The following is a 26,532-nucleotide window of genomic DNA, read 5'->3' as shown; positions in this document are numbered from 1 at the left end:
CCTAAAACAATAACGTTTCATTAGTAATGAACAAATGACATTTTACCAAAGGAAGACAACCTTTTCAATAGCTGCATTCCGACATTATTGTATGTTTTCTTGTCTATTGGTGAAGTCTATTTTATAGAGAAGAAATAAATCCTGATGAGAAGGAGTAATTTATAATGAGAAATGAAGAATATCAGGTAAGAACGGACTTGGCCGTTGAGGCAAAGGACATGTATGTGGAAAAGGAAAATGAACAACAGGAAATTAAAGGAGTAACCGTTAAGGAACGTGAAGAAAGCAGTATCCGCATATCAAATGTTGAAGTAGATGAGGAAGGATCAAAGCTTATCGGTAAGAAACCGGGAACATATATTACGATTTATGCTGATGGTGTTAAACGGCAAGATACAAAGCGGCAGGAAGCTGCTGCAAAAATACTGGCGGAAGAATTGGAAAGACTTATTGATCAGGAAGGCTTGCCGGCAGATGCAAACGGGCTGGTTGTGGGTCTGGGAAACTGGAATGTTACACCTGATGCACTTGGACCAATGAGTGTTGAAAAAGTTCTGGTAACCAGTCATTTATTTAAGATGGATCATGAATCGGTTTCCGAAGGGTATCGACCGGTTGCAGCAGTGACACCTGGTGTAATGGGAGTAACGGGGATGGAAACGAGCGATATCATTTTTGGGATCGTGGAAAAGTTTAATCCGGATTTTGTCATCGCTATTGATGCTTTGGCGTCCCGTTCGATTGAACGCGTTAATGAGACGATTCAGCTTGCTGATTCAGGAATTCACCCAGGCTCAGGTGTTGGCAATAAGCGGAAGGAACTGAGCAAAGAAACATTGGGAATACCAGTGTTTTCCATTGGTGTTCCGACCGTTGTGGATGCGGTGACAATTACCAGTGACACGATTGATTATCTTTTAAAACATTTTGGACGGGAATGGCGGGAAAAAGATAACCCCTCAAAGTCACTTGCCCCGGCAAGTATGACGTTTGGTGAGAAAAAATTCACGGAAGAAGATTTACCTGATGAGGAGCAGCGAAAAACCTTTTTAGGTATTGTTGGTGGACTGTCTGAGGATGAGAAAAGAACATTGATTAAGGAAGTGCTCACACCAATCGGACACAATCTGATGGTTACACCTAAGGAAGTGGATGGATTCATGAAGGATATGGCTACATTGCTTGCTACTGGATTAAACGCTGCCATGCACGAAAACATTACAGTTGAAAATTTTGCGTCGTACACGAGGTAGGTTCAATCCTGCCTCGTTTCTCTATTAATTCTGTTAATCCAAAAGAATGTGTTCTAGTTTCTGAAGATATTTCATAGATTTTACTATGAAAGAGTTCTTCAGAAGGGGTGGAACGATGGTGTCAGGAAATGGACCAAACAATAAAAACCGGAAAGGGTTTCTGCAAATATACAGAAGAAGTAGCGTTTATGTGATATCAGTTCTTATTTTATTCGTTGTTATTGGCCTGTTGACAACAGTTGCCCCGGCATATCGTATTTCATCGGAAACGATTTCCGATTGGACAAGTGAAATTGAAAGCACGTCATTTTTATATTTGCTGGCAATGGAAAACAGGGCATTCAAAGAGGCATATCCGGATGATAAAGCATTACCTGATTTACCGGATACCTTTTTCCAAATGGCGACAAGTATAAAGCCAAATGACCCCAGAAGCTTGCTGGGAAAAGAAATTCCAGGGATGTCCAATTTTGCATATGAAATAATTGTAGCAGGTGAAGGAACGAATTATACGAATTTGCCCATTGAATCGTCACCACCGGTGGATGAAACGTTGGAAGACAGAAAGGCGGTTATAGGCGATTCGGATAAGAAGCAAGACTCGAGTGAAAACAGTTCGAAGGATGGTCAACACTCTACCGGGAAAAAGGAAGTTGTTTTTCTCTATAATACACATAATACCGAATCCTTTTTACCGCATCTTCCTGAAGTTAACGATCCGGATTTAGCTCATCACAAAAAAGTGAATGTAACGAAAATTAGTGATTATTTAGCCAAAAAACTGGAGCAAAATGGTATTGGTACAGCTGTTGCAGATGAAAATATAATGGGAATTTTAAATGATAAAGGATGGGAATATTGGCAGGCATATTCTGCATCCAGAAATGTGGTACAGAAAGCAATGTCCCGGAATGATGATTTCAAGTATATAATCGACATCCATCGTGATGCACAGCCAAGAAGTGAAACCACAACTAAGATTAATGGGAATCCTTATGCAAGAATCATGTTTGTTGTAGGCGGGAAGTATGAAAACTATAGGGAAAATTTAATTTTGGCCAAGAAACTTAATGAACTTTTTAAAGAAAGATACCCAGGGTTAAGTAGAGGTGTAATTGTTAAAAAAGGAGAAGGAAGCAACGGTGTATATAACCAGGATTTGTCAGGGAATGCACTTTTGATGGAAGTTGGGGGAGTTGGTAATTCACTTGAAGAATTACATCGTACAGCGGATGCAGTAGCGGACGTATTTAGTGACTATTACTGGGATGCTGAAAAAGTGAGTAATCCAAAATAACTGATAAAGGAGGTTGGTAATATGCGTTCGATTTTGGTTTTATTGTTATTGGTTGTTTTCTTTCTGACTGGATTGGTACTTGGCATGGATCGCGGCGGGGAAACCGGTAAGCAGCAAGAGAATACAGTGAAACAGGAACAAATGAAGGACGTACAGGTTATAACAGTTAATCAACAGACAACTGATGAAAAAGTATTGAAAGCAGAACAACCTCCAAATTTGACGCAAAAAACAGCCAGCTTTCTGGAAAGCACAGTAAAGGGATTCTATAACATTGTCGTTGACATAATTTACGGATTTATTCACGTGTTTTTTGAGTGATTTTTTAAGAATACTATGTCGCAGTTTATAGGTTTTGTGAAAACAACAAAATTACCTTTAAAAAAAGCTGAAGTTCCTGATAAAACAGTCAGCTTATCATGGCTTTTGAACAAGTGCCTGTGCTTTTGTTCTTGAATGTGTGTGGTGCAATTGCTATAATCAATCCTAGCTGTTGACGTCTGTAAGCAACTATTTTAAAAGACATGTAGGAGTGAACGTCACGAATGGTTAATAAACAAAGTCATGTACGGAATTTTTCGATTATAGCACATATCGACCACGGGAAGTCTACGCTGGCTGACCGGATTCTTGAAAATACAAAAGCATTGACACAACGTGAAATGAAAGAACAGTTTCTGGATGCTATGGACTTGGAACGTGAGCGTGGAATCACTATTAAGCTGAATGCTGTTCAATTACATTATGATAGTGAGAATGGAGAAGAATATACGTTTCATCTAATTGATACACCGGGACATGTTGATTTTACATATGAAGTTTCCAGGAGTCTTGCTGCATGTGAGGGGGCAATTTTGGTTGTTGATGCAGCACAGGGGATAGAAGCTCAAACACTTGCAAATGTCTACCTGGCTTTGGATAATGAGTTGGAAATTATTCCGGTTATAAACAAAATTGATTTACCGAATGCCGATCCTGACAGGGTAGCTGAGGAACTGGAAGATGTGATAGGAATTGATAAGAACGATATCATCCATGCTTCAGCAAAGGATAATGTCGGGATTCCAGAGATATTGGAACGTATTATTGACGTTATTCCTGCACCGGCCGGAAATGATGCAGACTCTTTAAAAGCACTCATATTTGATTCCTTATATGATCCTTACCGGGGAGTAATTGCTTATGTTTGTATTAAAGAAGGATCTGTTAAAGTTGGCGATAAAATAAGAATGATGGCAACCGGAAAAGAATTTGAAGTAAATGAAATAGGTGTATTCACACCAAAACCAGTTGCCAAGGACGAATTGACTGTTGGAGATGTTGGGTTTCTGACAGCTTCCATCAAAAACGTGGGGGACAGCCGTGTCGGGGATACCATCACCCTTGCGGATAATCCCGCGAATGAACCGCTTCCCGGATATCGCCGATTGAACCCGATGGTATTTTGCGGTATGTTTCCGATTGATTCAAATAAATACAATGATTTGCGGGAAGCGCTGGAGCGGCTTGAGTTAAATGATTCCTCGCTTCAATATGAAGCAGAAACATCACAGGCGCTAGGCTTTGGTTTTCGCTGCGGGTTTTTGGGGTTATTACATATGGAAATTATCCAGGAACGTATCGAAAGAGAATTTAACATTGAGCTAATTACAACTGCGCCGAGTGTTATTTATGAAGTGGAAAAGACCAATGACGAAATAGTCGAAGTGGATAACCCTTCTGTGATGCCGGATCCGCAGCTGATTGGCGAAATCAGAGAACCGTTTGTAAAAGCCACCATCATGGTACCGAATGATTTTGTCGGTCCGGTTATGGAAATTGCCCAAAAAAAACGCGGGCAATTTGTCGATATGGAATACTTGGATGAAATACGGGTGAATGTTGTTTATCATATCCCGCTTTCTGAAATTGTTTATGACTTTTTTGACCAGCTTAAATCACAAACGAAAGGATATGCTTCTTTTGATTATGATTTAATAGGCTACAGACCGTCTAAACTGGTGAAAATGGATATTTTGCTGAATGGGGAAACAATAGACGCGTTATCGTTCATTGTTCATCGGGATTTTGCTTATGAACGCGGAAAACATATTGTTGATAAATTGAAAGACCTTATTCCTAGGCAGCAATTTGAGGTGCCGGTTCAGGCAGCAATCGGTAATAAGATTATCGCGCGTTCAACGATCAAAGCAATGAAGAAAAATGTTTTATCCAAATGTTATGGCGGCGATATTTCCCGGAAACGAAAATTGCTGGAAAAACAAAAAGAAGGAAAGAAACGGATGAAAATGGTCGGATCTGTTGAAGTTCCACAAGAAGCATTTATGGCTGTTTTGAAGATGGACAATGATTAATACGGATTGGAAAAGAAGTTGAGCATTGTTCAGCCACCGGGGATTATTCGGTGGCTGAATGTATTGGAGAGGATAAAATGGTGAATTCTGTTTATATACATATACCATTCTGCCAGCAGATTTGTCATTATTGTGATTTTACCAAGTTCTTTTATAATGAACAATTGGCTACAGAATATATAGAAGCTCTGACAAATGAAGTAAATACTAATATTAATGGAAATAAAAATAAGGTTAAAACCATTTTTATCGGCGGGGGGACGCCTACAGCATTGAATATGAAGCAGCTTCGGTCATTGCTGGAACTTATCAATCAAAAATTTGACGTTCCAAATTGCGAAGAATACACGATCGAAGGGAATCCGGGCGACTTTGAAGTGGAAAAAGTCAAGCTGCTGAAAAGTTTTGGAGTGAACCGTATTTCACTGGGCGTCCAAGTATTTGATGATCAAATGCTTGAAGAATTAGGCCGTTTGCATAAAGTAAAAGACGTTTATCAAACAATCAATCTGCTTCAGCAAAATAGTTTTTCCAATATTAGTATTGATTTGATTTATGCATTGCCGAATCAGACGGTGGAGCAATTTCAGAAATCGCTAGAGGAAGCTGTTTCATTTAATCTCCCGCATTATTCGACGTATGCATTGCAGATTGAACCCAAAACGGTATTTTATCAGCGTCACAAGAAAGGTAAGCTGCACCGTCCGCCACAAGAATCAGAGGTTCAAATGTATGAAATTTTAAAAAGTACGATGCGTAAGAACAATATTAATCAGTATGAAATCAGTAATTTTGCAAAAACAGGATATGAAAGCAAGCATAATCTGACGTACTGGAATAATGAGCATTATTATGGATTTGGTGCAGGCGCACATGGATATCTGCCGGGAAAACGAACAGGTAATATCCGTCCGCTGCCCGCCTACACGAAAAAGGCTATGCAAAACGGAAAACCGGTATTATCGACAGAGAAAATCGGGCCGAAAGAAATGGTGGAAGAAGAAATGTTTCTGGGATTGCGTAAGTTGAGCGGGATTAACCAGCATCATTTCAAGCAAAAGTTTGGTTTTCCATGTGATAAGTTGTATGGAGATACTATTGCAAGACTGATGAACAAAGGATGGTTATCAGAAAAGCGCGGACATTATTGCCTGACCGATCAGGGGCTGTTATTCGGAAATGAAGTGTTTGCGGAATTTCTGCTCGAGGAAGAAGATTTAAAGCTTGTGCGTTGACAAAAAAAAGCGGATTTGATAATTTATTATTAGCATTAGCACTCGGTAATTGAGAGTGCTAACAGAGGTGATCATCATGTTAACAGAAAGGCAATTAATGATTTTGCAGGTCATTATTGATGATTTCATCGAATCAGCAGAGCCAGTGGGTTCACGTGCGATTTCCAAAAAAAGCAAGATTCCTTTCAGTTCAGCGACCATCCGCAATGAGATGGCGGATTTGGAAGAAATGGGTTTCCTGGAAAAAACACACTCATCCTCTGGGCGTATTCCTTCTGAAAAAGGATATCGCTATTATGTAGATCATTTGGCAGCACCAAAAAGTTCGGGGAGTGATATTAAGTTCATTCATAATTCGATTCAGGACGGATTTTTCGAATTTGAACAGATTGCACAAAAATCTGCTGAAATTCTGTCGGACATTACGAATTATACGTCGATAATATTAGGCCCTGAAGTATTGGATACCAAACTGAAACAATTGCAGATTGTTACTTTGTCAACGCAAAATGCAGTCGTGATACTAGTTACGGATAACGGTCATGTTGAACATCGTTCATTTTCCTTACCGGAAGAAATAAGTTCATCCGATCTGGAAAAGATGGTTAATATTTTGAATGACCGGTTGCAAGGGGTCCCCCTTATTCAATTACCGGAAAAACTTAACTCTGAAATCGTCGTGTTGATGAAACGGTATATTTCAGATTTTGAAAAGTCGTTCAATTATATAAAACAGGCATTTTTCAATGAAAATCCGGTAAAATTATATTTTGGGGGTAAAACCAATATTTTAACGCAACCTGAATTTAATGATATTAATAAAGTACGTTCCTTTTATTCTATGATGGAAAATGAAGATCAAATTGCCAGGCTGCTTAAAGAAACACACGATGGGATTAAAGTAACAATCGGCCACGAAAACAAGGCAGATGCCATAAAGGATTTAAGTCTGATTACGGCAACTTACCAATTGAATGAAGAGCAGATGGGAACCATTGCAATCATTGGACCGACAAGGATGGAATATAAAAGGGTTATTAACCTGTTAAGTACGTTATCCCACGAAATGTCAGATGTTTTATATTTATGGAATAAGAAGAGTGAATAAAACTTCTAATAAAAGGGTACATCGATTTGGTGGGACTTTTCCCATCAATTCTTCATGTGTATAAATTTAATGGATTATAGTGTTTATGATATAGTCTATTATGGAAATTGGGTTATGCAGGAGGTGGCTAAAAATGGATGAAAACAAGGAAAAAACGGTTAACAGTAATGAGGCTGAAGAAACTGAGGCACCAGAAACAGCCGAAGCTACTGAAGTAATTGATAATCCGGAACAGGGACAGGATGACCTGCAGCAACAACTTGGATCGGATGAAAGTGAGATGGAAGATCTGAAAGCTGAAATCAGCAAGCTGAAACAGGATAAGGATGAATTCTATCAGCGTATGTTGAGAACACAGGCTGAATTTGATAACTTCAAAAAACGTTCCCAAAAAGAAAAAGAAGCGGAACGAAAATATAAAGCAGAGGCACTGGCAACCGAGTTATTGCCGGCTATGGATAACTTTGAGCGGGCATTGCAGGTTGAGGTTACGGATGCTGCTGAAAATTTCGTTGATGGCATTTCAATGGTTTATCGTCAAATTAAGGATGCGTTAAAGGCTAATGACATTGAGGAAATCGAATGTGTAGGCAAAGAGTTTGACCCAAATCTTCACCATGCTGTCATGCAAGTGGAAGATGAAGAAATGGAATCAAATATGGTTGCAGAAGAATTGCAGAAAGGCTATATGCTGAAAGACAAAGTGATTCGACCTGCAATGGTTAAAGTAAATAAGTAATTGGATAGCAGTTAAGGAGGAAATGTTTTATGAGTAAGATTATAGGTATTGACTTAGGTACAACAAATTCATGTGTATCCGTTATGGAAGGCGGGGAAGCTGTTGTTATCCCAACTCCGGAAGGCAACCGGACTACACCATCAGTTGTTGCGTTCAAAAATGGTGAACGTCAGGTAGGCGAGGTTGCAAAACGTCAGGCAATAACCAACCCGAACACCATTCAATCCGTTAAACGTCATATGGGCACTGACTATAAGGTGAAGATTGAAGATAAAGAATATACACCACAGGAAGTTTCAGCGATTATTCTGCAGCACATTAAGTCATATGCAGAAGATTATCTGGGAGAAGATGTTGAAAAAGCCGTTATTACGGTACCGGCTTACTTTAATGATGCAGAACGTCAGGCTACAAAAGATGCTGGTAAAATTGCTGGCCTTGAAGTAGAGCGAATCATTAATGAGCCAACAGCGGCAGCACTGGCATATGGAATTGACAAAGAAGACCAGGATCAGACTATTCTTGTTTATGACCTGGGTGGCGGTACGTTTGACGTTTCAATCCTGGATATTGGTGAAGGCACGTTTGAAGTTGTTTCAACTGCCGGTGATAACCGTCTTGGTGGTGATGACTTTGATGAAGTGATCATTGATCATATGGTAAAAGAATTTAAGAAAGAAAATGGCATCGATCTTTCCCAGGATAAAATGGCAACACAGCGTTTGAAAGATGCTGCTGAAAAAGCGAAGAAAGAATTATCGGGTGTAGCTCAGACACAAATTTCACTTCCATTTATTACAGCTGGTGAAGCTGGGCCAATGCATTTGGAAATGACATTGACTCGTGCGAAATTTGAAGAGCTTACAACGGAATTGGTAGAGCGTACTATGGTACCGACCAGAAAAGCATTGAAAGATGCTGACCTGTCGTCAAATGACATTAACCGGGTACTTCTTGTTGGTGGTTCAACACGTATACCGGCTGTACAAGAAGCAATTAAACGCGAAACTGGCAAAGAGCCATCCAAGGGTGTTAACCCTGATGAAGTTGTTGCACTTGGTGCTGCAATCCAGGGCGGTGTCCTGCAGGGAGATGTAAAAGATGTTGTATTGCTTGATGTTACACCACTATCACTTGGTATTGAAACGATGGGCTCTGTAACGACTAAGTTAATTGAGCGTAATACAACAATTCCAACAAGTGAATCTCAAGTATTCTCAACAGCTGCTGATAACCAAACTGCAGTAGATATTCATGTACTTCAAGGTGAGCGTGAAATGGCAGCGGATAATAAAACATTAGGCCGCTTCCAATTAACCGATATCCCGCCAGCACCAAGAGGGGTGCCACAAATTGAAGTATCATTTGATATCGATGCAAATGGTATTGTAAGTGTTCGTGCAAAAGATAAAGGAACAAATAAAGAACAATCCATTACAATTAAATCTTCATCAGGTTTATCTGACGAAGAGGTAGAACAAATGGTTAAAGATGCGGAAGAAAATGCTGAGGCAGACAAAAAGCGTCGTGAGGAAATTGAACTGCGCAATGAAGCGGATCAGCTTATCTTCACAACCGATAAAACGATTAAAGATCTAGGTGAAAATGTTTCCGAGGATGAAAAGCAAAAAGCTGAAGATGCTAAAGCGGAACTGCAGAAAGCAATTGAAGCTGATGATCTGGATCAGATTAAAGAGAAGAAGGATGCACTACAGGAGCAGGTTCAACAGCTTTCAGTAAAAATGTATGAGCAAATGCAGCAGGAACAGCAAGCGCAACAAGGTTCTGAAGAAACAGGATCAGGCTCTGCAGACGACGTGGAAGATGCTGATTATAAAGAAGTTGACGACGAAGAAGATAAGAAATAAGGATAGCATCCATTTTTAAAAAATAGTCAAAGTCAGGAATCTCTTGGCTTTGACTTTTTTTCTGATGACTGTTTTTTTATAGTACAACCAGGTGAATCAGTGTTTGTTTGCCACCGGGCATCATATAATGGTATGATGAATTTTATGCAATAGTGTATCGGGAGAGTGATTTTCAAGTGAGTAAGCGAGATTATTATGAAGTGCTTGGAGTTGAAAAAGGTGCTTCAAAAGATGAAATAAAAAAGGCCTACCGGAAACTGGCCAGAAAATATCACCCGGATGTAAGCGAAGAGGAAAATGCGTCCGATAAATTTAAAGAGGCAAAAGAGGCCTATGAAGTTCTAAGTAATGAGCAAAAACGTGCCCAGTACGATCAATTTGGTCATGCAGGTGCACAGGGTCAAGGTTTCGGCGGATTTGGCGGAGGTACACAGGACTTCGGCGGATTTGGCGATATTTTCGATATGTTCTTTGGCGGTGGACGCAGACGTGATCCAAACGCTCCACAGCAAGGTGCTGATCTGCAGTATTCCATGACGCTTGGTTTTGAAGAGGCTATTTTTGGAAAAGAGACCGATGTAAAGATACCGAAAGAAGAAAACTGTGATACCTGTAATGGTTCAGGTGCCAAACCAGGAACAAAAACAAAAACTTGTTCACACTGCGGCGGATCAGGACAATTGAACATGGAGCAGAGTACACCTTTTGGCAAGGTTGTTAACCGGCGCGTTTGTCATCATTGTAATGGTTCAGGTAAAATTATTCCTGAAAAATGCAGTACTTGTGGCGGAAATGGTAAAGTGACTAAAAATAAAGAAATTCATATTTCCATCCCTGCAGGAATTGACGAAGGACATCAAATTAGAGTTTCCGGAAAAGGTGAAGCAGGCGTGAATGGAGGTCCTCCTGGTGACTTATTCGTTGTCATTCAGGTGCAGCCGCATGAATTTTTCCGGCGCGAAGGCGATCATATTCATTGCGAACTGCCGATAACATTTGCACAGGCAGCACTTGGTGATGAAATGGAAGTGCCGACTGTACATGGGAAAGTTATGCTGAAGATACCTGCAGGAACACAGACCGGAAAAACATTCCGCTTGAAAGGAAAAGGTGCGCCAAATGTTCGCGGTTACGGGCATGGTGATCAGCATGTGCAGGTAAGGGTTGTAACACCGAGCAAACTGAGTGATCATCAAAAGGAATTGATTCGCGAGTTTAATGAAATTGGCGGCAATGAAGCTACAGATGAGCAAGGCGGTTCATTCTTTCAAAAGTTCAAAAATGCATTTAAGAACTAAAACGGTGTTTTGTGTAACACCGTGTACATAAACGAACCTACTTTATCAGGAAATGAGTGAATAACATGAAATGGTCTGAAATATGTATTCATTCTACAAATGAAGCGATTGAACCAATTTCCAACATTCTTCATGAAACAGGCGCCAGTGGAGTTGTCATAGAGGATCCAGCAGATCTTACAAAGGAACATGAAACGAAATTTGGCGAAGTGTATGAGCTGAATGAAGACGAATATCCGGAAGAAGGCGTTTATATTAAAGCGTATTTACCGGTCAACAGTTTTCTGGGCGAAACCGTCGATGAAATTAAGCAGGCAATCAATAATCTGATGCTGTATGATATTGATCTTGGCAGAAATCAGATTACGTTGAGTGAAATTCGTGAAGAAGAATGGGCAACAGCTTGGAAAAAATATTATAAGCCTGTTAAAATTTCTAAAAAGACTACTATTATTCCGACCTGGGAAGAATATGAACCCGTTTCAAGTGATGAACTGATTATTGAACTTGATCCTGGAATGGCATTTGGAACAGGTACGCACCCTACAACAGTATTAAGCATTCAAGCAATCGAACAATATATTCATGCTGATGATTTGGTGATTGATGTTGGGTGTGGTTCCGGAGTGCTCAGTATTGCATCAGCCTTACTCGGTGCACGCGAAGTTTACGCTTATGACCTGGATGATGTTGCAGTTAAGAGCACATCAATTAATTCCAAACTGAACAATACGGATAAGTTTATTCATGTCAGCCAGAATAATTTGCTGGATCATATTGATATGGAAGCCGATGTAATAGTTTCTAATATACTGGCCGAAATTATTGTCAGGTTTACCGCGGATGCGTGGAATAACCTCCGTCCTGGTGGTATTTTTATTACTTCAGGAATTATCCAGGCCAAGAAACAGTTGGTGATGGATGACCTAGAAAAAAACGGATTCAGGATTTTGGAAGTAAATGAAATGGAAGATTGGGTGGCCATCGTTGCCAAGAAGATTTAGTTGAAACGTGGTGCTGATATTGCAACGCTATTTTGTTCCTGCAGAGAACTGGCAGAATAATAAGGTTTTGATATTGGATGATGATGCTCATCATATTCATCGTGTAATGCGCAGTCAGGAAGGAAATCACATAATATGCAATCATCCGGATGGAAGTGCAGCAACATGCCGGATTATTTCCACCAGTCCTGCCGAGGTTCGGACAAGTATCGACGGGTGGCTGAATGAATCTGCAGAATTGCCAGTTGACGTTACGATTGCCCAGGGGATTCCGAAGAGTGATAAATTTGAACTTGTGTTGCAGAAAGGTACAGAACTTGGAGCAAAGGCTTTTATACCAGTTCAGTCAGAGCGATCGGTTGCTGTGTGGAACGAAAAAAAGCTGGAAAAGAAATTAGGCAGGTTCCGGAAGATTGTTAAAGAGGCAAGCGAGCAAAGTCATCGAAATATCATACCTGATATCATGCAGGTATCGACGATTGAGAAGATGGCAGCTTCTTTTGATGAATACGATGTTAAACTCTTTGCATATGAGGAACAAGCGAAGGGCGCTCCAGGCAATTCGCTTGGAAGTGTGATCAGTAATCTAAAAGAGGGATGTAAATTATTAGTTTATATCGGTCCGGAAGGCGGAATTTCTGAAAAAGAGGCAGCTTTTTTAACGAAACATAATTTTTCGCCAATCAGTCTTGGCCCACGAATACTACGGGCGGAAACAGCAGGCTTATATGTATTGGCAAGCATTTCCTATCACTTAGAAGAATTGAGGTGTACATGATGACAACTGTTGCCTTTCATACATTAGGGTGTAAAGTGAATCATTATGAAACAGAAGGAATCTGGAATATGTTTAAAGATAATGGATATGAACGGGTGGACTTTGACCGACAGTCAGACGTTTATGTTATCAATACCTGTACGGTAACCAACACCGGTGATAAAAAAAGCCGGCAAGTCATCCGCAGGGCAATCCGTAAAAACCCCGATTCCATTATTTGTGTAACGGGGTGTTATGCACAGACATCACCGGGTGAGATTATGGAAATCCCCGGTGTGGATATCATTGTCGGAACTCAGAACAGAAAGAAAATGCTTGATTACATTGAAGAACATAAAAAGACCCGTGAACCGATTAACGGTGTGTCCAATATCATGAAAAATCGTGTCTTTGAAGAGATGGATGTGCCAGAATTTACTGACCGTACGCGGGCATCGTTGAAGATTCAGGAAGGCTGCAACAACTTTTGCACATTTTGTATTATTCCTTGGTCCCGGGGTTTGCTGCGTTCCAGACAGCCTGAAAATGTCATAACACAGGCGCAAAGTCTTGTTGATGCAGGGTATAAAGAAATTGTGCTGACCGGTATTCATACTGCCGGTTACGGGGAAGATATGAAAGACTATAATTTCGCAAAACTTCTCAAAGAACTGGAAACAAAGGTGGATGGATTAAAACGGATCCGTATTTCATCGATTGAAGCCAGCCAGATTACGGATGAGGTTATCGAAGTGCTGGACAAGTCGAAAAAAATTGTACGCCACCTGCACATTCCGCTTCAGTCCGGTTCTGACTCTGTCCTTTCCAGAATGCGCAGGAAATATTCGAGTGACTTTTATAAACAAAAGGTCAATAAAATTCGCAAAGCACTGCCGGGATTGGCTGTAACATCGGATGTCATTGTCGGTTTTCCGGGGGAAACGGATGAAGAGTTTAAGGAAACGTGTAATTTTATAAAAGATATTGGCTATTCTGAGTTGCATGTTTTTCCATTTTCCAGACGTACCGGTACTCCTGCAGCCAGAATGGAGAACCAGGTGGATGTAGATGTAAAGAATGAACGGGTCAATCAAATGATTGAGCTGTCCAATCAGCTTGCCAAAGAATATGCAGCATCGTATGAGAACGAGGTGCTTGAAGTTATACCGGAAGAACATGCATCTGAAGATGACCAAAACACGCTTGTCGGCTATACGGACAACTATTTGAAGGTACGGTTTAATGGTTCGCAGGATATGATCGGAAAAATTGTCCGTGTTAAAATTACCAAGTCCGGTTATCCATATAATGAAGGAACTTTTGTGCGTGTTATGGATAACGCGACCAACAGGAATTTTGAAGCTGCTCAATAATCCCGGATCGTTCCGGGATTTATTTTTGTGTTGTATCATGCTATGATTATTTCGGAGGTACGTACAACTTAAATGAAAGGAAGAAATCGTTAATGACTATGGATTTGGCAAAATATATTGATCATACACAATTAAAACCTGATACAAAAGGGGAAAAGATTGACCAGATAATTAGTGAGGCAAAAACACACGGATTTGCTTCTGTCTGTGTAAACCCGTATTGGGTTCCGTATTGTTATGAAAAATTACAAGAAACGGATGTTAAGGTTTGTACAGTTATCGGATTTCCACTTGGGGCAACCGCTACTGCCGTGAAAGGGTTTGAAACCAAGCGGGCTATCCAGGACGGTGCAACAGAAGTGGACATGGTTATTAATGTCGGTGAACTCAAGTCTGGCAATGAGGATGTGGTACTCGCTGATATAAAAACTGTCGTGGAAGCTGCTGGCAGTGTTGCCCTGACAAAAGTTATTATTGAAACTTCCCTCTTGACGAAAGCCGAAAAAGTGCTTGCCTGTAAACTTGCAAAGCAGGCTGGAGCAGATTTTGTCAAAACGTCCACCGGGTTTTCCGGCGGCGGTGCAACAGTAGAAGATGTCAAATTGATGCGTGAAACTGTAGGCCCTAACATCGGTGTGAAAGCATCCGGTGGCGTTCGCTCTCTCGAGGATACAAAGGCAATGATTGATGCTGGTGCAACCAGAATCGGGGCAAGTGCCGGAGTGGACATTCTTGCTGGTAATAAAGGTGAAGCGGATTATTGATTTGAAATTATAAGTTGACCTGCAAATAGGGTTATATTATAATTATTAATAACATGTAATGATTTGCATGTTTGTATATTTTTGTTTTTGCTTCGGAGGGAGGGAAATTAGCATGTCAAATTCAACTCGCGTTCGTAAAAACGAGTCTCTCGAGGATGCTCTTCGCCGCTTCAAGCGCAGCGTTTCAAAAAGCGGTACACTTCAGGAATACCGTAAGCGTGAACACTATGAAAAGCCAAGTGTAAGACGCAAGAAGAAATCTGAAAATGCCAGAAAGCGCAGATATTAAAAGAAGGTGCAAGAGCATGACATTATTGGAACAGCTGAACCAAGACATGAAGCAGGCCATGAAGAACAAGGATAAGGAAAAGTTAACTGTTATCCGGATGGTCAAGGCTTCGCTGCAAAATGAATCGATTAAACTTGGTAACAAAGATCTTTCCGAAGATGAAGAATTGACAGTTCTATCGAGAGAATTGAAACAAAGGAAGGATTCCCTCCAGGAATTTAAATCAGCTGGGCGAGATGATCTTGTTAAAAAACTTGAAATTGAAATCAATATTTTACAAGAATATATGCCTCAACAGCTTTCCGAAAGTGAGCTGGAGGCTGTAGTTCAGACTACGATTCAGGAAGTGAATGCCACTTCCAAAAAAGATATGGGAAAAGTTATGAGTGCAATCATGCCTAAGGTTAAAGGTAAAGCTGATGGTTCACAAATTAACAAATTGGTTCAAAAACATTTAAACTAATATGCTTATGAAAGCCCCGTCGGTTTGGCGGGGTTTTTTAAATGCGTAAGGACATAACATTAATGATATAGATTCAAACATCGATCGTATGAGCGAAACATCAACCGTATGAGCGAAACATCAACCGCACGAGCGGAACATCGACCGTATGAGTGAAACATCAACCGCAAGAGGGAAACATCGACCGTATGAGCGAAACATCAACCGCAAGAGGGAAACATCGACCGTATGAGCGAAACATCAACCGCAAGAGGGAAACATGGTTAAGTCCGTATAATTGTGTAAAAGCGAAATAAGAAAGGGCCATATTAATTCCTATGATACAATGTTTTCAACCACAAAAACATAAGGAGGAATTAATGATGACCCAACTACATTTTAACCTAAACATGGACAAGTTAAAAGATGAGATTATGAACTCCAATATGAACGCTATCTATAAATCAACAGCTGTATTAATTCTGAATGAGTATATGGAAAAGGAACGGGATGAATTTTTGGACGTTCCGCCATACGCCCGTACTGGTAGTTCACGTGATTATCGAAACGGCTATTATGAAAGAGAATATTTGATGAGTATTGGAAAGATCAAGTTACGGGTTCCACGGACTCGCAGCGGTGAGTTTTCACCAAGTATTTTTGAAAAGTATCAACGCTGTGACCAGGCTTTCGTTCTTGCCCTGCTTGAAATGGTGGTGAACGGGGTCTCCACACGCAAGGTTCGAAATGTAGTAGAAGAATTGTGTGGAGAGAGCGTATCCAAGTCCTTTGTATCATCGCTTACAGAGAAACTAGACCCTATCGTCAATAAATGGGCGAATCGAAATTTGGCAAACACCTATTATCCGTACATTTTTGTAGATGCCATGTATATCAAAGTTCGCGAGCATCGTAAGGTTGTATCCAAAGCTGTCTACATTGCGACAGCGATAAGCGAGGATAACCAACGGGAAGTGCTCGGATTAAAGGTTGACCATACCGAAAGTTACGAAGCTTGGAAAAGCTTTTTAAAAGAGCTGAAAGGCCGGGGGCTGCATTCACCAAGACTTATGATTTCAGATGCCCATAAAGGGCTCAAAAAAGCAATACAGGAGGAATTCCTCGGAACCTCATGGCAACGCTGCACCGTTCATTTTAAACGAAATATTGTGGATCAACTGCCAAAGAAGGGTATGTCAGAGGTAATCACGGGGTTAAAACGGATTTTTAAAGCCGTTACACCAGATGACGCAAGAAACTTCAAGGAGGAGTTCGTCACGCGTTACGAAGAAGATCCAAAGCTAAATCAAGCACTTAAGACATTGGAAGAAGGCTTCGATGATGCCATTCAGTATCTCAATGAAGAAGAGAAATATCATACATTCATACGCAGCACGAATTCATTGGAACGCCTAAATGAAGAAGTTAGAAGGCGGGAAAGAGTCATTCGTATATTTCCGAATACACAATCCGCCTTCCGTCTAATTGGCGCAGTACTAATGGATTATGAAGGGCAACAAAAGAATAAAAAAAGGTTTATTCGAAACAAAAGTTGAAGAGGATTCCAGCGCGCGAAAATTTGATGTGGTGGGAAGGGCCCTTCCCACCACATCAAATTCACATAAATACCATCATAAGGTTGAAAACTTGTATTGGACTTTTACACATAGATAAGGACTTGACTGAAACATCGACCGTATGAGCAAAACATCAACCACACGAGCGAAGTATCAACCGCACTATGATGCAAATAGAAAGAACAATAAAAGCATTAATAGCTAAACCAGTCATGTTGGAATAATTTCTACCAAGAAATCACTGAATTTGAATTCAATAATTTGTAAATCTGTTCCCCTTTTAATGAAGGAATATGATACTATTTATGTAAGAACTGAAACCATTTTACTATTTTTTTCGTATGTAATATTGACACCATTAAGCGGGAGGGGGTGAGGGCGTTTGCGTAAATTTAACAAATACATAATCATGCTTCTCATTGCTGCATCTTCCCTTTTCATTATGATGTCTTCGATTCAGGCGAATGATGGTGATAAACTTGTCTACGTTATTCCGGTTAAAGATGAAGTGGAGCGCGGACTCGAGTCATTTATACAACGGACAACCGAAGAAGCGGTCAAGGATGGGGCGGACCATATCATATTCGAGATTGATACTCCCGGAGGACGTGTTGATGCTGCGGGTAACATAGCAGAAATACTTCAGAATCTGGACATTCCAACGACTTCTTTTATTGTTAATCGTGCATTGTCGGCAGGTTCTTATATTGCACTCAATACGGATACAATTTATATGGAACCGCAGGCAACAATGGGTGCAAGCGGGGTAATCAATCAGGATGGCACTGCTGCGGGTAAAAAAGCGCAGTCAGCGTGGATTGCAGCGATGAAAACTGCCGCCGAGTCGACTGGCAAAGATCCATTATATGCAGTAGCGATGGCTGATCCAAGCATTGATTTACCTGAATATGGTGCCGGTGAAGGGAAATATCTGACATTAGGTGCGAAATCGGCAAAGGAAGTAGGATATTCTGCTGGAACAGTTCAGGACCGAAGCGAATTGTTAACAGAATTGAATCTTTCCAATGCAACTGTTATCGAGAAAAAACCAACACTGTCAGAAAAAATTGCCCGATTCATTACAAGTCCGGTCGTAGTACCAATACTTTTATCCCTGGCCAGTCTTGGGTTAATTATTGAAGTGTTTTCACCTGGGTTTGGTATTCCTGGTATGGTAGGTTTATTGTCGTTGGTTTTATTCTTTTACGGGCACGTTGTCGCAGGACTTGCCGGCATGGAGGCAATTGTTCTACTGATTATTGGACTGGTGCTGATTGTGGCAGAGTTTTTTGTCCCGGGTGGCATTGTCGGGTTACTTGGGATTGGAGCGGTTGTCGCATCATTAATTATGTCCGGTCAGGACTTAGGGCATATGGCCATGAGTATAGGTATCGCTTTTACCGTGGCGTTAATTGCCATTGTTATCTTATTTCGGAATGTTGGACTGGAAAAAGGGATCTTCCGTCATATTATTCTTAAAGACAGTACGATGACTGAACAAGGATATGTAACATCAGCGAATCGACTGGAATTGATTGGTCTGCAGGGTAGAACAGCAACTCCCTTACGTCCATCTGGTACTGCAGTTTTTGATGATGAACGAATCGATGTTGTTACAGAAGGCAGTTTTATCGCGCAAAATCGACCTGTTAAAGTTTTGAAAGTCGAAGGAGTTCGCGTAGTGGTGAGAGAATTAAGGAACAATGAAAATGAACAGGAGGAATCTTGATGGATATTCAACTTATGCCAATAATTATTATTGCAGTTATATTAATTGTTGTGGCGGTATTATTTACGTTTATCCCTGTAATGCTTTGGATTAGTGCGCTGGCAGCAGGGGTTAAGGTTGGAATTTTTACTTTGGTTGGGATGCGGTTGCGAAGGGTTATTCCTTCCAGAGTCATCAACCCGTTAATCAAAGCACATAAAGCTGGGTTAAGTGTAACAACAAACCAGCTCGAGAGTCACTATTTGGCGGGTGGAAATGTTGACAGAGTAGTCAATGCATTGATTGCTGCACAACGCGCAAACATTGAGTTGAGCTTCGAACGGACGGCTGCGATTGATCTTGCCGGTCGTGATGTGCTTGAAGCAGTACAGATGAGTGTAAACCCGAAAGTAATTGAAACCCCGTTTATTTCCGGTATTGCAATTGACGGAATTGAAGTAAAAGCAAAAGCAAGAATTACGGTTCGTGCTAACATCGATCGACTTGTCGGTGGTGCTGGTGAAGAAACTGTAATCGCTCGTGTAGGTGAGGGGATTGTAAGTACTATTGGTAGTTCGGAAACACATGCAAAAGTATTGGAAAATCCGGACTCCATCTCCCAAAATGTTTTGTCAAGGGGACTTGATGCCGGCACTGCATTTGAAATTTTATCGATTGATATTGCAGATATTGATATTGGTAAAAACATTGGCGCTATTTTGCAAACAGATCAGGCCGAAGCAGATAAGAATATTGCTCAGGCCAAAGCTGAAGAGCGTCGTGCCATGGCTGTTGCACAAGAACAAGAGATGGCTGCAAAAGTGGAAGAAATGCGTGCTAAAGTGGTCGAAGCTGAAGCAGATGTACCGCGTGCACTTGCAGAGGCATTACGTTCCGGAAATCTTGGTGTAATGGATTATATGAATTACAAAAACATCGATGCCGATACGGATATGCGTGATTCAATCGGAAAATTATCACAGGATGATGATGAAGATAGTAAGAAATAAGAATTGAATCGGGAAAGGAGCTGTGCAATGGAGCAATTTCTGCCATTTCTTATCCTTATCATCTTTGGCCTTGTTAGTGCCTTTTCTTCCAAATCAAAGGAGAAAAAGGACATGAAACCTGTAAAAGAAATCTTTAATATGCCAAAGAAAGCCAGCAATTCACAGGAAAAGAAGAGTGAAAATACATCTGTGCAGCCGACATATGAAACGGATTTTGGCGATGAGGTAGAACACCTTACGCGGCATGGTGAAAAAGAACGGTCAGAGACACAAATTGAAATGGATAAACGTAAATATGAAAGTCTTATGTCTTCAGAACGGTCTACTTCAGAGAAAGGCCTTTCTGATGAACAAAAGCAGTTTAAGAAAAGAGTCAGGAGCAACTTGAATAAAAAAGGGCTGGTTAATGGTATTATCATGTCGGAGGTTTTAGGTAAGCCGAGGGCAATGAAACCGTATAACAGCGTGTCATCCAAAAAAAGAAATTAATGAATATGAACCACTTTCAGACAGTCAGTTACTGAAAGTGGTTCTTTTTTATGTTCTTAACCGCATAAATATGATGGTGAGAGGGGGCCACAGCTATGAAAAAATTACAGCAGCGAATCGCTCCATTACTGACAAAGTATTTGGACCTTCCATCAGATGTCATGCTGGAATTACCCAGAATTACAACGATTGGACAAATCCATGTATACATAGAAAATCACAAGGGACTTGTCGTGTATTCTGATAAAGAGCTGACAGTGCGGGCAAATAAAGGATTTATTCAAATAATGGGTACATCATTCGTGTTAAAAACAATGCTGCCTGAAGAAATCCTGCTGGAAGGTACTATTACGGATATAAAATTCATTCCTGAATAAATGATACCAGGGAAAAGGGTGAGAACATGAAACAAATGCAAGGTTCTTATTTAACTGGCTATGTCACGATTAAAATAGACGGTTTAAATCCGGAGAAGTTTTTTCAGGCGTGTGCTGATCAAGGTGTTTTTGTCTGGAATATTCGTAAGGAATCGGAAACAGTTTGTACAGGGAACATCAGGTTAAAACACTTGAAAAAAATGAAGCAGATTAGAAGAAAAACGGATTTTAAAGTTAGCTTTATCAACAAAAAAGGACTGCCATTTATCCTGAAAAAATTGACACTGCGGAAAGAAATTCTTACTGCCTTTATAATGAGTATGCTGCTCATTTTCTTTCTGTCCAATATCATTTGGGAAGTACGAATTATGAATGTCCCGACAGACTTGGAGGAGGAAATCAGTAAACAATTGGAGGAATATGGCATTCATCAGGGAGCATGGACCTTTTCGATTGATAAATCGAGTGTGATACAGCAAAAACTGATCCATGATATTCCGGAACTCCTTTGGGTCGGTGTGCATAAAAAAGGGACAACCTTTGTTTTGGAAGGCGTTGAAAAAACGATTGTGGAAGAGGAAGAAAAGGAAGGGCCAAGAAACCTTGTGGCGGCAAAAAAAGGCGTCATTCAGAAGATGTATGTGTCCAAGGGAGTTCCAAAAGCTCAGGTGAATGATTATGTGGAACCGGGTGATCTGCTGGTCTCCGGCAAGCTGCGATTTGATGAAAATAAAAAGGACAAGAAGTACGAACTGGTCGAAGCGGAAGCCGATATTATCGCCAAAACGTGGTACGAGGTTTCGGTCACCATTCCACTGGAAGCAAATTATGAGTTGCTTACAGGTGAGCGGGAGAGCAAGTATCATCTGAAAATAAACGGATTTGAATTACCTGTATGGGGGTTTGGTTCGCCGGAATTTGATAATACCCATAAAGAACGAAATGTAAACGAGTTGTACTTTTTAAAATGGGAACTGCCGGTGAAAATGGTTGAAACTATTTTAAGCGAAAAGGAGTATAACAAAGTAAAGCGAAGTAAAGCTGAAGCAATTAAAGTTGGGATAAAACAGGCAAAGAATGAACTTCAGCTTCAGCTTGGTAACGAGGCAAGGATTGTCTCTGAAAATATTTTGCATGAAACCACTGAGAATGGTAAAGTTAAATTAATCTTATATATAACAGTAAAAGAAGATATTGTAAAGGAAGTACCACTAAATCAAGGAGATTGATTATGTCAGGAAACTTTAAAACAATAGATTTACAGCTGAAAACACCAAACGAAGCGTTAGAACTGTTTGGTACGAATGATAAATTTTTGAAACAGATTGAACAGCAATTGGACATCACCATTGTAACAAGGGGAGAGCAGGTGCATGTATCGGGAAGTGAAGAAGCTGCATCTTTAGCGGAAGAATTGCTTATAACACTCCTGTCAGTAGTCAGAAAAGGATTAACAATTACTGAACGGGATGTTGTGTATGCAGCAGATTTGGCCAAAAAAGGAAAACTAAATCAGTTTGAAGCTTTGTTCGAAGATGAAATAACAAAGAACGCCAATGGCAAGTCCATTCGGGTGAAAACACTTGGTCAAAAAAGTTACATCGCTGCAATTAAGTCACATGATCTTGTTTTTGGAATAGGACCGGCGGGAACAGGAAAAACTTATCTTGCTGTAGTGATGGCTATCCGCGCCCTGAAGAATGGTGAGGTTAAGCGAATTATTTTAACACGTCCTGCAGTTGAAGCGGGCGAAAGTCTCGGTTTCCTGCCTGGTGATTTAAAGGAGAAGGTTGATCCGTATTTAAGACCATTGTATGATGCGCTTCACGATGTGCTTGGAGCGGAACATACATTGCGCCTGATTGAACGGGATACAATTGAGATTGCACCGTTGGCATATATGCGAGGAAGAACGTTGGACGATGCATTTGTTATTTTGGATGAGGCTCAGAATACGACACCGGAACAAATGAAAATGTTTTTGACCCGACTTGGTTTTGGTTCCAAAATGGTCATCACCGGTGATATCACCCAGATTGATTTGCCAAAAGGAGTTAAATCGGGCTTGTATACAGCAAATAATTTATTGGCACCCGTCGATGGTATTTCCTTTATTCAGCTAACACAAACCGATGTAGTAAGACACCCGCTGGTACAGAAAATTATCAATGCCTACGAGAACGCTCATTAAGGTTTATTGGAAAAATGTAAGACCCTTCGTATAAGGGGTCTTATTTCTGTATTCACATTCCGGATGTTGAGGTGACATTCATGAAGAAACTTCTGCAACATTTATTACATATACAGCCTAAGTGGATGGTGATTGTTGCTGCTATGATTCTTTTGGGTGTCTTCTTCTTTGCTATGACTGTGAACAATGTATATACCGAGACATATAACATTGAACGGTTTTCTGAAGCAGACGACACAATCCGTTCGCCGATTACGATTGAAAATAACTCGGAAACAGCGCGAAAAACGCGTGAAACTGTTCAATCAGTAGAAGACAGATATAATATTTCCACTGAAATTACAAAAGAGCGCCTTTCTTATGTGAAAGAAATATTTGAGGCAGTGGTGAAAGTTGAAGATGAAGCTTTCAAAAGTGGTAAAACAAATCCGGAAACGTCTATATCGAGCCAAGAACAAGTCGAACGGCTGGAACAAATTTTGTCCCCGGAAATCACCGAGGCAATTGATGATGGTTTATTTTATGAATTATTGGATATGAAAGCAAGTAACCGATCAGCTGCAAAAAAATTGCTGCTTTCCAGTTTAGAAACCGAACTGAATGAGGGTGTGCGCACTGAAAATATTCAACGTGCTGAAGCGGATGTAAAACAAAGTATTAAATATTCACCCCTGGAAAAAAGCTTGAAAGAACCATTGCAAAAATTGGGTGAATTTGCTGTTGTGGAAAATTCGTTCTTCGATGTTGAAAAGACAATGCAAGCAAGGAAAGAAGCAGCAAGCAATGTTGAACCGGTTATTATCCGGGCCGGGGAAATAATCGTCAGGGAAGGACAGACCATTACTGACGAAGTATATGAAGAATTGGAGTTAGTCGGTCTTTTAAATCAGGAACGTAATGTTTTTCCTGTGATTGGGCTCGTCTTGTTAATACTGCTAATTGTAGCGATCATCGGTTCTGAAATGAATCATTTATTCAAAAAGGATCAGTTGGACAACAGAAAAATTGCAGCTGTTCTGTTTATCAGCCTTATTGTAATTGCCGCCATGAAAGTGGTCGGCTTGTTTACAACTACTAGCAATCCACTGTTTTTTGCGGTCCCGGTTGCGACCGGATCATTGCTGATGAAACAATTGATTGATGAACGCTTTGCAATCGTGCTGTCCATGCTTTATGCGATTTTGGGAAGTGTGATTTTCAATGGCAAAATACCGGCATTATTAAACATAGAAGCGGGCATTTACTTTTTCTTTGCACAGCTGGCAGGCATCATTTTCCTGGTTAATGTCAAAGACAGGCTTGCTATCATTAAGGCAGGAGGAGGTATGGCCATTGTAAATACGCTGACTATATTATTATTCTTATTCCTGTCATTTGAGAAATATTCATTCAGCGATATACTTATTCAAACAGGATATGGTATTTTTGCGGCATTGTTGTCAGCGGTTCTGACTATTGGCTTGCTCCCTTTTTTTGAAACGGGATTGGGGATTTTATCGGACATAAAATTGCTTTCACTGGCAAGCCCGAATCAGCCGCTACTTCGAAAGATTCTTACAGAGGCACCGGGAACCTATCATCACTCTGTAATGGTTGCAAACCTCAGTGAAACTGCTTGTGAAGCAGTGGGAGCGAATGGGCTTATGGCGAGAGTTGGTGCATATTACCATGATATCGGGAAAACGAAACGGCCACATTATTTTATTGAAAATCAGGTATCGATTAAAAATCCGCATGATTTAATAGATCCGCTTCAAAGTGCGGAAATCATCATCAATCATCCGTATGATGGAGCAGAATTACTAAAAAAACATAAAATACCAGAGGAAATTATCGATATTGCAGAGCAGCATCATGGTACCACATTGCTGAAATATTTTTATCATAAAGAAACAAAGGAGAATGAAAATGTAAGTGAAACCATGTTCAGATATCCTGGCCCCAAACCGCAAACAAAGGAGGCAGCGATTATAAGTATTTGTGATTCGGTGGAAGCTGCGGTACGGTCTTTAAAAGAACCCACTAAAGAAAAGATTGATGAAATTGTGGCATCAATCGTTAGAGACCGGTTAATGGACGGACAACTTAGCGAATGTGACCTTACATTAAATGAATTGGATAAGGTGTATCAGACAATCTGTGAAACGTTAAAAGGTATCTTTCATTCAAGAATTAAATACCCAACTAAGGAGGCAAATTAATGCATATTGACTTTCATGATCAAACGAATTCCATCTCTTCCGATTATGTGGATTTACTCCAGCGACTGATCCTGTTTACAGCTGATGCGGAAGGGATTGCACCCGGCACAGAGGTTTCCGTATCCTTCGTAAGCAATAAGGAAATACAGGAACTGAACCGTAATTATCGTCAACAGGATAAGTCAACAGATGTCATATCGTTTGCGATGCAGGAAATTGGTGAAGGTGAATTGGATATTATCAGTGAAGATATGCCGGTAGTTCTTGGAGACATTGTTATATCAGTTGAAAAGGCACAGGAGCAGGCTGATGAATATGGACATTCCTTTGAAAGGGAGCTCAGCTTCTTGGCGGTTCATGGCTTTCTTCATCTGCTCGGTTATGACCATATGAGTGAGGCTGATGAATCTAACATGTTCAAGCGGCAGCATGACATATTGGGTGAGTTTGGAATTGAGCGGTAAATACAGACAGGATGGAATTGGATTTTCGTTTGCCTGTAATGGACTGCGTGCAGTTATAAAGTCTGAGCGGAATTTCAGGATTCATCTGGCTGCAGCAGTTTTTGTTATTGCAGCAGGTCTGTTTTTTCGACTTGCCCTGTTGCAGTGGGCAATCATTTTTTTAACCATTGCTCTTGTTTTAATTACTGAAATGATCAATACAGCTGTTGAGAAAATGATTGACTACATCAAACCGGAAATTAACCATAATGCGAAAGTAATTAAAGACATTTCCGCCGGGGCAGTATTATTATCAGCCATCATAGCAGTTATTATTGGACTTCTTATCTTTGGTCCGGAAATAAAAGAAACGTTTTTGTAAAGAAGCTGTATGATTTAGGTTCTTTTCATAAATTTTGTCGCTCATTTAAATGCGTAGTTGAACTAAACTGCGACGTAACTGCTGTTTTCTAATAACATCCGCTTTTCTCCCCGCCGTCCGAGATCACTCCGGGCGGATGCTCGAAAGTGAAAGCGACGTGTATTTCCGTAGCGGTGGTAATACATCATACTATATCGCAGTTTATGGATATTGAGCTAAAAACAATTAGGAAATAGTCTTATTTAAACTTCGCTGAAAACCTTCTTCAATTTGGAAGGTTTTTGTTTATCCTTTATTAACTGATAATACCAGTTTCACGTTTTGTCGATTGCAGTTGAGGAATAAGGAAATCAAAAAAGTTTTTAAAGGTTTT

25 protein-coding genes are annotated in these 26,532 nt (G+C 40.4%); all 25 read left to right on the top strand.

Features of this window, described 5'->3' with window-relative positions; genetic code table 11:
- Positions 1-164 precede the first annotated feature (164 nt).
- The 25 genes from gpr (at position 165) to HUX68_RS05295 (ending at position 26,159) form a co-directional block, all read left to right on the top strand.
- Positions 165-1,253, top strand: a complete 1,089-nt coding sequence (gene gpr, locus HUX68_RS05415; protein WP_174613863.1) for a GPR endopeptidase — start codon at positions 165-167, stop codon at positions 1,251-1,253.
- A gap of 115 nt (positions 1,254-1,368) precedes the next feature.
- Positions 1,369-2,550, top strand: coding sequence for a stage II sporulation protein P (gene spoIIP / locus HUX68_RS05410; RefSeq protein ID WP_174613862.1), 1,182 nt, complete (start codon positions 1,369-1,371; stop codon positions 2,548-2,550).
- Between the two features lie 21 nt (positions 2,551-2,571).
- Positions 2,572-2,871, top strand: coding sequence for a hypothetical protein (locus HUX68_RS05405; protein ID WP_174613861.1), 300 nt, complete (start codon positions 2,572-2,574; stop codon positions 2,869-2,871).
- Positions 2,872-3,095: 224 nt separating this feature from the next.
- Complete coding sequence (gene lepA, locus HUX68_RS05400; RefSeq protein WP_174613860.1) at positions 3,096-4,904, top strand: translation elongation factor 4; 1,809 nt, start codon at positions 3,096-3,098, stop codon at positions 4,902-4,904.
- A gap of 77 nt (positions 4,905-4,981) precedes the next feature.
- A complete protein-coding gene (hemW, locus tag HUX68_RS05395; RefSeq protein ID WP_174613859.1) occupies positions 4,982-6,139 on the top strand; it encodes a radical SAM family heme chaperone HemW in 1,158 nt (385 codons plus the stop codon).
- A 76-nt stretch (positions 6,140-6,215) separates the two neighbouring features.
- Entirely contained in the window at positions 6,216-7,247 is a 1,032-nt protein-coding gene (gene hrcA / locus HUX68_RS05390) for a heat-inducible transcriptional repressor HrcA (RefSeq protein ID WP_174613858.1), read from the top strand.
- 133 nt (positions 7,248-7,380) lie between these two features.
- On the top strand, positions 7,381-7,986 hold the full coding sequence (grpE, locus tag HUX68_RS05385; protein WP_174613857.1) for a nucleotide exchange factor GrpE: 606 nt from the start codon (positions 7,381-7,383) through the stop codon (positions 7,984-7,986).
- Between the two features lie 29 nt (positions 7,987-8,015).
- The gene (gene dnaK / locus HUX68_RS05380; protein ID WP_174613856.1) at positions 8,016-9,854 is read left to right on the top strand and encodes a molecular chaperone DnaK; all 1,839 of its coding nucleotides are present in this window, start codon (positions 8,016-8,018) and stop codon (positions 9,852-9,854) included.
- 176 nt (positions 9,855-10,030) lie between these two features.
- Positions 10,031-11,152, top strand: a complete 1,122-nt coding sequence (dnaJ, locus tag HUX68_RS05375; RefSeq protein WP_174613855.1) for a molecular chaperone DnaJ — start codon at positions 10,031-10,033, stop codon at positions 11,150-11,152.
- A gap of 65 nt (positions 11,153-11,217) precedes the next feature.
- Positions 11,218-12,156: a 50S ribosomal protein L11 methyltransferase gene (prmA, locus tag HUX68_RS05370; protein ID WP_174613854.1), complete on the top strand. Its 939-nt coding sequence runs from the start codon at positions 11,218-11,220 to the stop codon at positions 12,154-12,156.
- 19 nt (positions 12,157-12,175) lie between these two features.
- Positions 12,176-12,934 carry a 16S rRNA (uracil(1498)-N(3))-methyltransferase gene (locus HUX68_RS05365; protein WP_174613853.1) on the top strand — a complete coding sequence of 253 codons (759 nt, stop codon included), beginning with the start codon at positions 12,176-12,178 and terminating at the stop codon, positions 12,932-12,934.
- Positions 12,934-14,286 carry a tRNA (N(6)-L-threonylcarbamoyladenosine(37)-C(2))-methylthiotransferase MtaB gene (gene mtaB / locus HUX68_RS05360; RefSeq protein WP_174616355.1) on the top strand — a complete coding sequence of 451 codons (1,353 nt, stop codon included), beginning with the start codon at positions 12,934-12,936 and terminating at the stop codon, positions 14,284-14,286. Before HUX68_RS05365 ends, mtaB begins: the two co-directional genes overlap by 1 nt.
- Positions 14,287-14,378: 92 nt before the next feature.
- The gene (deoC, locus tag HUX68_RS05355) at positions 14,379-15,050 is read left to right on the top strand and encodes a deoxyribose-phosphate aldolase (protein WP_174613852.1); all 672 of its coding nucleotides are present in this window, start codon (positions 14,379-14,381) and stop codon (positions 15,048-15,050) included.
- Between the two features lie 112 nt (positions 15,051-15,162).
- Positions 15,163-15,339: a 30S ribosomal protein S21 gene (rpsU, locus tag HUX68_RS05350; RefSeq protein WP_174613851.1), complete on the top strand. Its 177-nt coding sequence runs from the start codon at positions 15,163-15,165 to the stop codon at positions 15,337-15,339.
- A 16-nt stretch (positions 15,340-15,355) separates the two neighbouring features.
- Positions 15,356-15,802 carry a GatB/YqeY domain-containing protein gene (locus HUX68_RS05345; RefSeq protein ID WP_174613850.1) on the top strand — a complete coding sequence of 149 codons (447 nt, stop codon included), beginning with the start codon at positions 15,356-15,358 and terminating at the stop codon, positions 15,800-15,802.
- A gap of 362 nt (positions 15,803-16,164) precedes the next feature.
- Positions 16,165-17,337, top strand: a complete 1,173-nt coding sequence (locus HUX68_RS05340) for an IS256 family transposase (protein WP_174616299.1) — start codon at positions 16,165-16,167, stop codon at positions 17,335-17,337.
- 463 nt (positions 17,338-17,800) lie between these two features.
- On the top strand, positions 17,801-19,087 hold the full coding sequence (locus HUX68_RS05335; RefSeq protein ID WP_246206747.1) for an NfeD family protein: 1,287 nt from the start codon (positions 17,801-17,803) through the stop codon (positions 19,085-19,087).
- Positions 19,087-20,076, top strand: a complete 990-nt coding sequence (gene floA, locus HUX68_RS05330; RefSeq protein WP_174613849.1) for a flotillin-like protein FloA — start codon at positions 19,087-19,089, stop codon at positions 20,074-20,076. Before HUX68_RS05335 ends, floA begins: the two co-directional genes overlap by 1 nt.
- A gap of 27 nt (positions 20,077-20,103) precedes the next feature.
- Complete coding sequence (locus HUX68_RS05325) at positions 20,104-20,565, top strand: hypothetical protein (RefSeq protein WP_174613848.1); 462 nt, start codon at positions 20,104-20,106, stop codon at positions 20,563-20,565.
- A 95-nt stretch (positions 20,566-20,660) separates the two neighbouring features.
- Positions 20,661-20,942: a sporulation protein YqfC gene (yqfC, locus tag HUX68_RS05320; RefSeq protein WP_174613847.1), complete on the top strand. Its 282-nt coding sequence runs from the start codon at positions 20,661-20,663 to the stop codon at positions 20,940-20,942.
- A gap of 26 nt (positions 20,943-20,968) precedes the next feature.
- The gene (gene yqfD, locus HUX68_RS05315; RefSeq protein ID WP_174613846.1) at positions 20,969-22,171 is read left to right on the top strand and encodes a sporulation protein YqfD; all 1,203 of its coding nucleotides are present in this window, start codon (positions 20,969-20,971) and stop codon (positions 22,169-22,171) included.
- A gap of 2 nt (positions 22,172-22,173) precedes the next feature.
- On the top strand, positions 22,174-23,133 hold the full coding sequence (locus HUX68_RS05310) for a PhoH family protein (RefSeq protein WP_174613845.1): 960 nt from the start codon (positions 22,174-22,176) through the stop codon (positions 23,131-23,133).
- 80 nt (positions 23,134-23,213) lie between these two features.
- The gene (locus HUX68_RS05305) at positions 23,214-25,334 is read left to right on the top strand and encodes an HD family phosphohydrolase (protein WP_174613844.1); all 2,121 of its coding nucleotides are present in this window, start codon (positions 23,214-23,216) and stop codon (positions 25,332-25,334) included.
- On the top strand, positions 25,334-25,798 hold the full coding sequence (gene ybeY / locus HUX68_RS05300) for an rRNA maturation RNase YbeY (protein WP_174613843.1): 465 nt from the start codon (positions 25,334-25,336) through the stop codon (positions 25,796-25,798). The genes HUX68_RS05305 and ybeY overlap by 1 nt, the downstream gene beginning before the upstream one ends.
- Positions 25,788-26,159: a diacylglycerol kinase family protein gene (locus HUX68_RS05295; RefSeq protein ID WP_246206616.1), complete on the top strand. Its 372-nt coding sequence runs from the start codon at positions 25,788-25,790 to the stop codon at positions 26,157-26,159. Before ybeY ends, HUX68_RS05295 begins: the two co-directional genes overlap by 11 nt.
- The last annotated feature ends 373 nt before the right edge of the window (positions 26,160-26,532 follow it).

Origin of the sequence: Virgibacillus ihumii (genome assembly GCF_902726655.1) — a bacterium.
GTDB lineage: Bacteria > Bacillota > Bacilli > Bacillales > Amphibacillaceae > Lentibacillus > Lentibacillus ihumii.
Note: the sequence above shows the minus strand (reverse complement) of the source record. Positions and strands in the feature narration are given on the sequence as shown.